Source organism: Marichromatium bheemlicum (assembly GCF_012276755.1).
GTDB classification, from domain to species: domain Bacteria; phylum Pseudomonadota; class Gammaproteobacteria; order Chromatiales; family Chromatiaceae; genus Marichromatium; species Marichromatium bheemlicum.
Map to the genome: position 1 here is coordinate 53,201 of NZ_JAAXKX010000021.1, position 6,349 is coordinate 59,549.

Annotated in this window: 5 protein-coding genes; 2 read left to right on the plus strand and 3 right to left on the minus strand. The window is 68.0% G+C overall.

Annotation, left to right across the window (positions count from 1 at the left end; translation table 11 throughout):
• Nucleotides 1-18: 18 nt before the first annotated feature.
• Complete coding sequence (locus HF203_RS13190; RefSeq protein ID WP_168670458.1) at nt 19-2,214, minus strand: sodium-translocating pyrophosphatase; 2,196 nt, start codon at nt 2,212-2,214, stop codon at nt 19-21.
• Nucleotides 2,215-2,241: 27 nt separating this feature from the next.
• The gene (locus HF203_RS13195; RefSeq protein ID WP_168670460.1) at nt 2,242-3,027 is read right to left on the minus strand and encodes a hypothetical protein; all 786 of its coding nucleotides are present in this window, start codon (nt 3,025-3,027) and stop codon (nt 2,242-2,244) included.
• Between the two features lie 307 nt (nt 3,028-3,334).
• On the opposite strand from HF203_RS13195, the gene HF203_RS13200 reads away from it, so the two are divergent.
• Complete coding sequence (locus HF203_RS13200) at nt 3,335-3,898, plus strand: hypothetical protein (protein ID WP_168670462.1); 564 nt, start codon at nt 3,335-3,337, stop codon at nt 3,896-3,898.
• A 22-nt stretch (nt 3,899-3,920) separates the two neighbouring features.
• On the opposite strand, the gene HF203_RS13205 is transcribed toward HF203_RS13200, so the two are convergent.
• Nucleotides 3,921-5,456, minus strand: a complete 1,536-nt coding sequence (locus HF203_RS13205; RefSeq protein WP_168670464.1) for an AmpG family muropeptide MFS transporter — start codon at nt 5,454-5,456, stop codon at nt 3,921-3,923.
• 169 nt (nt 5,457-5,625) lie between these two features.
• On the opposite strand from HF203_RS13205, the gene HF203_RS13210 reads away from it, so the two are divergent.
• A complete protein-coding gene (locus tag HF203_RS13210) occupies nt 5,626-6,156 on the plus strand; it encodes a hypothetical protein (RefSeq protein WP_168670466.1) in 531 nt (176 codons plus the stop codon).
• The last annotated feature ends 193 nt before the right edge of the window (nt 6,157-6,349 follow it).

Consider the following 6,349-nt stretch of genomic DNA (forward strand, 5'->3'; position numbering starts at 1 on the left):
GCGGTCAACGGTCAACCCTCACAGTAGGCTGTGGCTGGTGCTCACCCCCGCCATCACGATGGCCACCACACTCATCAGCTTGACCAGGATGTTGAGACTCGGTCCCGAGGTGTCCTTGAAGGGATCGCCGACGGTGTCGCCGATCACCGAGGCGCGATGGGCGCGTGAGTTCTTGCCGCCGTGGTGCCCGGCCTCAATGTGTTTCTTGGCGTTGTCCCAGGCGCCGCCCGAGTTCGATAGGAACACCGCCAGCACGAAACCGCTCGACAGCCCCCCGACCAGCAGCCCGATCACCCCCGCCACACCCAGCAGCAGGCTCACCGCCACCGGCGCGCTCACCGCGATCAGCGCCGGCACCAGCATCTCGCGCTGGGCGCCGAGCGTCGAGATCGCCACGCAGCGCTCGTAGTCCGGCTCCGAGGTGCCGGCGAGGATGCCGGGGTCGGTGCGGAACTGACGGCGCACCTCCTCGACCATCAGCCCGGCGGCGCGGCCCACCGCCTGCACCGTCAGCCCACTGAAGACGAAGGCGACCATCGCCCCGAGCAGTACCGCCACCAGCACCGCGGGGTTGAGCAGGGTGACGTCGAAATAGTCCATGAAGTCGGCGAGGGTCGCCCCGGCGGTGGCGACCACCACCTCGTGACCGAGTTCGAGGCTGGCGACCCCGGTGCGGATCAGCTCGATGCGTACCACCTCGACATAGGAGGCGATCAGCGCCAGCGCGGTGAGCGCCGCCGAGCCGATGGCGAAGCCCTTGCCGGTGGCGGCGGTGGTGTTGCCGAGGGCGTCGAGGGCGTCGGTGCGGGCGCGGACCTCGGGGCCGAGGCCGCTCATCTCGGCGTTGCCACCGGCGTTGTCGGCGATCGGCCCGTAGGCATCGCTCGCCAGGGTGATGCCGAGCGTCGAGAGCATCCCTACGGCGGCGATCGCCACGCCGTAGAGCCCCTGATTGAGCGCGCCCGGGTCGAAGCCCGAGGCGCAGAGGAAGGCGACCAGGGTGCCGGCGCCGACGGCGAGGATGGGCACCGCCGTCGACAGCATCCCCACCCCGATGCCGGCGATGATCGCCGTCGCCGGTCCGCCCTCGGCCTGGTTGGCGATGTGCAGCGTCGGCGCATAACTCGGCGAGGTGTAGTACTCGGTGGCGCGCCCGACGACGATGCCGGTGAGCAGTCCGCTGACCACCGCGCCCCAGATCCCCCAGGGGTTGGCGACGCCGAGCGCCCACAGCAATGGTGCGCTGGCGACGATGATCAGCGCTGCGGCGGTGTTGACCCCGCGCGAGAGGGCGCCGAGCAGGGCGCGCTGGTCGGCGCCCTCGCGGGTACGCACCAGGAAGACCCCGAGGATCGACAGCAGCACGCCGAGCCCGGCGATGGCGATCGGTGCTACCACTGCCTTGATCTGGAGTGTCGGGTCGCCGACATAGGCCGCGGCGCCGAGGGCGCAGGCGGCGAGGATCGAGCCGCAGTAGGACTCGAACAGGTCGGCGCCCATGCCGGCGACGTCACCGACGTTGTCGCCGACGTTGTCGGCGATCACCGCCGGGTTGCGCGGGTCGTCCTCGGGGATGCCGCTCTCGACCTTGCCGACCAGGTCGGCGCCGACATCGGCGGCCTTGGTGAAGATGCCACCGCCGACTCGGGCGAACAGCGCCTGCATCGAGGCGCCCATGCCGAAGGTCAACACCGTGGTGGTGACCAGCACCATGCGCACCCCGGTATCCTCGCCGGCCGGCAATAACCAGTCGGCGAGGGCGAACCAGACGACGATGTTACCGAGTCCGAGCCCGACCACCACTAGCCCCATCACCGCGCCGCTACGAAAGGCGATGCGCAGCGCCTGGGGCAACGAGGTCCGTGCCGCCGCGGCGGTACGGGTGGCCGCGCGGGTGGCCGTCTGCATGCCGATGTAGCCGGCCAGCGCCGAGAACAGCCCGCCGCAGACGAAGGTCGCCGGCAGCCAGGTGCTCTGCAGGCCGAACCCGTGGGAGAGCAGCGCGAACAGCGCGGTGAGTAACGCAAACACCAGCAGCATCAGCCGGTACTGCTGGCGCAGATAGGCCATGGCGCCGTGGCGGACATGGTCGCCGATCTCGCGCATGCGCGCGTTGCCCTGGTCCTCGGCGAGCATCTCGCGGAAGAAGCGCGTCGCGACCACCAGTGCGCTGAGGGCGGCGACGGGGGCGATCCAGAAGGCGATCTCATTCATCGGGTGTCTCCCTGACGGGGTTGCAGGTCATTCGAGCGGACCGAGCTGGGCCGAGCGCCACCAGTCGCGGTATTGGTCCTCGAGCATCCCGTGATCGGGGAAGCGATAGTAGGCGAAGTCCTGCTGATCGCCGACATAGAAGCCGTTGCGCACCATGCGGTAGAACACCCCGGCCTTGACCTGGCGCAGCACCAACTTGCTCGATTTGGTGGTGGCGTCGCTGTTGAGTTCGACCAGGACGTCGCGCAGATGGGCGAGATTGGGGTAGGGCAGGTCGTCAGCGGCACCGTGTTCGGGGTCGGTGGCGAGGGCGCCGAGGTGGAGTTCGGAGAACACCACCCGGGGCACGTGCACGGGATTGCCCGGGTCGGTGATGAAGTCGCAGAAATCGTGCGGTTCGAGCCGGCTGGCGACCAGCGGGGTGACCGGGCTGAACTCCTGGTAGAGGTGCGAGCGCGGCTGTGGGCTGGGGCTGTAGGGGGTGCGCTCGAGGGTCAGGGTCTTGCCGTCGTTGGTGACCAGATGGAGGTTGCCGAGGGCGGCGACCGGGATGCGTTCGAGCACCCGGTAGATGGCGAGATAGACCGAGCGTTTGAGCGCGCCCTCGGGGGTGCGCACACAGCGTTCGGCGATCAGCTCGAAGGGGAAGTCGGCGTTGCGGAACCCGGGGTCGACCTCGAAGAAGATCGATTCACCCTGGACGTGGACCTTGGCGCCGATCGAGTAGTAGCTACCGAACGCCTGGGGGTCGAGCATCGAGGCGATCAGCGCCTGCGGGATCAGTGAGAGATAGAGGTGCTGCGGATCGGACATGCGAGGCCTCGCCTTGGCGGTGGCGCCGGCCGGTGATGCCGGCGCATCCCTGTCACTATAGATCAGTGAGATGACGAGGATGTCAGGCGGTGTCAGGCCCCGTTCTTGCAGAACGCACCTCACGGACCTGGTGTGGGTCCATCACGGTGCGTCGTCTGGTGGCGTGTTGGCTTGAATCGCAGGCGTTTGAAGGGTGGTGTGTGGCCGAGTGGGTCCGAATCCCTTGGTCGCAAAGCCGACAGCCATGTGCGATTCGCGCCTTGACGGACGCATCCCGAATCCCTGTCATCGTGGAGAGACCGGACCGATGCTGCTCGATATCTATCAACAACAGGAGCTGTTCTGGCTCAAGACCTTGTTCGGCACGCCGAGCCGGGCGGACCTACAGGTCTTTCGCGGCGAGTTCGTGGTGCTCGAGGGTGAGCTCAAGACCACCACCGGTAAGCGCTCCCCACCCAAGGCAGTGCTCAAACAGGCGGTCCTGGTCGCCGACGAGACCCGGCTGCGGATGGTGGCGGGCAACTTCGCGAGCATCGACGAGCTGCCCGAGTTCGTCACCCGTTTCCATACCGCGCTCGCCGCGGACTGTCGGCCGCTGTTGTTCGTCGACAACATCGCCGAGAGTGCCGAGGTCGAGATCCTGGGGCATCCCTATGTGCTGATCCAGCACAGCGACGGCGTGGTGTGGAACGCCCTCACCGAGCGCTGCTATCTCGACAAGCAGGACCTCAAGGGGCTCTCCGGCGAGGACAAGGTGATCCGGGTGTTCGAGGCCCTGGCCGACTACCGGCCGGGCCTGCCGAGCCACGATCTGGAGACCCTGCTCGCGACCAAAACCGAGGTCAGGCGCGCCACCTGGGGCGCGGTCTGACCCGCCCGGCGGGGCGGGCGGGTCAGGGCGTCTCGCGCAACAGCCGTCCGGCCCGCCACACCAGCGCCACCACCGGGATGCCGATGAGGGTGGTGAAGATGAAGAAACCGGGATAGCCGAGGGTGTCGACCAGCGAGCCCGAGTAGCCGCCGAGCACCTTGGGTAGTAGTGTCATCAACGAGCTGAAGATGGCGTACTGCACCGCGGTGAAGGAGACGCTGGTCAGACTCGAGAGGAAGGCGACGAAGGCCGCGCTGGCCAGTCCGGCGGCGAGGTTGTCGGCACTGACCGCGAGATAGAGCAGCAGCGGCTCGTTGCCGGCATAGGCCAGCAGTACGAATACCAGGTTGGTGAGGGCGGCGAGCACGGCGCCGAGCAATAGGATGCGCATCACCCCGAAGCGGGTGGCAAGGACGCCGCCGAGCAGCCCGCCGAGGATGCTGACCAGCACCCCGAAGGTCTTCACTGCCGAGGCGATCTGCGGCTTGGTGAAGCCGATGTCCTGGTAGAAGACGTTGGCGATCACCCCGAGGACGATATCCGAGATCCGGTAGAGACCGATCAGCGCCAGCAACAGTACCGCAGTGCGCAGTCCGTAGCGCGCGAAGAAATCGGCGACCGGTTCGATCCAGGTCTCGCGTGCCAGCCGCCGCTCGAGCAGGCCGAGGCGTACCAGTCCCCAGCCGACCGTCGCCGCCACGGCGATGGCCACAGCGAGATGGGCCACCTCCAGCGCGAAGCGCAACAGCGCGTCGCCAGCGGGCGCGGCGAACAGCGGCGCGCCGAGGAAGAAGGCGCTGACAAAGCTCGCCGCCACCACCACGAACACCACCACCAGACGTAGATAGTCACGTCCCGGATAGGGGTGTGCGAGCCGTTCTCTGGCCTCGGGTTCGCGCATCAGCAGGGTGGTGACGAGCCCGACGCCCAGAGTGGCGGCCATTACCAGATAGGTGTCGCGCCAGGCCGTGTAGCTGTAGGCCTCGGCCGTCGAGCCGAACCAGGCGGCTAGATAGAGCGCGCCGGCCCCGGAGACCACCATGCCGATGCGGTAGCCGGCGATATAGGTCGAGGACATCAACGCCTGCAGTCGAGGTGGGGCCGACTCGATGCGCAGGGCATCGATGACGATGTCCTGGGTGGCGGCGGTCAGCCCGAGCAGGGTGGCGGCCAGCGCCATGCGCGCGAGTGCCGGCTCGCCACCGGCGGGGTCGGTGAGGGCCATCAGCACGATCGCCCCGGCGACCCCGATCTGGGCGAGCAGCAGCCAGCCGCGGCGGCGTCCGAGCGCCTGGGTGAGCAGGGGGAGCGGCAGGCGGTCGACCAGCGGTGCCCAGACGAATTTGAACGAATAACCGAGTGCGGCCCAGCTGAAGAAGGTCACCGCGTTGCGCTCGATGCCGGCCTCACGCAGCCACAGCGATAGTGAAGAGAAGATTAGCAACAGCGGGATCCCGGCCGAGAAGCCGAGGAAGAGCATCGCCAGCACCCGCCGGTCGAGCAGGGCGAGCAGGGTCTGTCGCCAGCCGGTCACGGCCTGGCTGTGAGGGTCGGGCATGTGCGGTCCGGTGGGGTTGGAGCGGTGGTGTCGGGGTACGCTAGCGGGATGGGGCGGTCCAACGCAAGTGTGTTCGAGACCCTTGTCCCGGTGGGTGTACTACCCTTGGGGCAATCGTCGTGTCCGGCGCTGGGGCCGGACACCATTCATGCTGACAGGAGGTGGCATCGTGTCGAGTCCCGCTGCAGGCAGTCTGCGTCGTTTGTTCCTGGCCGAGTGGCCCTATGTGGTGCTCTATGTCGCGGTCATCATCGGGGTTGGGTTGACCAATCTGGCCCCCGCGACCGCACTGCTCTACTGGCAGATATTGATCCCGCTGTTCGGTGCGCTCGCGCTGTGGGTCGGTTGGGACGGTTTCGAATCCGGCTCGAGCGCACGCGCGGTCTTCGTGGTCCGCACCCTGGCACATTGGGCGACGCTGTTCGTGCTGGTACGGCTGCTCTATCTGCCGCAGCTCCAGGCCGTGTTCGACAACGCAGTGATGGGGCTGATGATGGTGCTGTTGCTCGGCTTCTCGGCGTTGCTCGCGGGCATCTATGGCCGTTTACGGATGGTCGGGGTAGGGGTGGTGCTGATGTTGAGCGCAGTGGCGATCGCCCTGCTTGACGATGCGGCTGTGGCGGTGGCCGTGGTGGCCGTGGTGGTGGTCGTCGTCGCCACCCTGGTGTGGCAGCGGCGTCAGCTCGAGGCCGGCAAATAAAAAGGCCACCGCATCCGCCGCCACGGATTGCGATGGCCAACAACAGGGGGGCACGGGGAGGAGTCCGTGTCCCCCGGGGTGCTCAGTTGTGTCGCTTCGCGGCCAGGTGTGTCGGGGCCCGGGGGGGGGGGGGGGGGGGCGGGCGCGGGGGCCGCCGGGGGGGGCCCCGCGGTCGGGTTGGGGGGCGATGCGT

What these genes read in the sequence shown, in the direction of transcription:
- HF203_RS13205 (WP_168670464.1), bottom strand. Translation starts at nt 5,456, where the DNA reads ATGCCCGACCCTCACAGCCAGGCCGTGACCGGCTGGCGACAGACCCTG.
- HF203_RS13195 (WP_168670460.1), bottom strand. Translation starts at nt 3,027, where the DNA reads ATGTCCGATCCGCAGCACCTCTATCTCTCACTGATCCCGCAGGCGCTG.
- HF203_RS13200 (WP_168670462.1), top strand. Translation starts at nt 3,335, where the DNA reads ATGCTGCTCGATATCTATCAACAACAGGAGCTGTTCTGGCTCAAGACC.
- HF203_RS13190 (WP_168670458.1), bottom strand. Translation starts at nt 2,214, where the DNA reads ATGAATGAGATCGCCTTCTGGATCGCCCCCGTCGCCGCCCTCAGCGCA.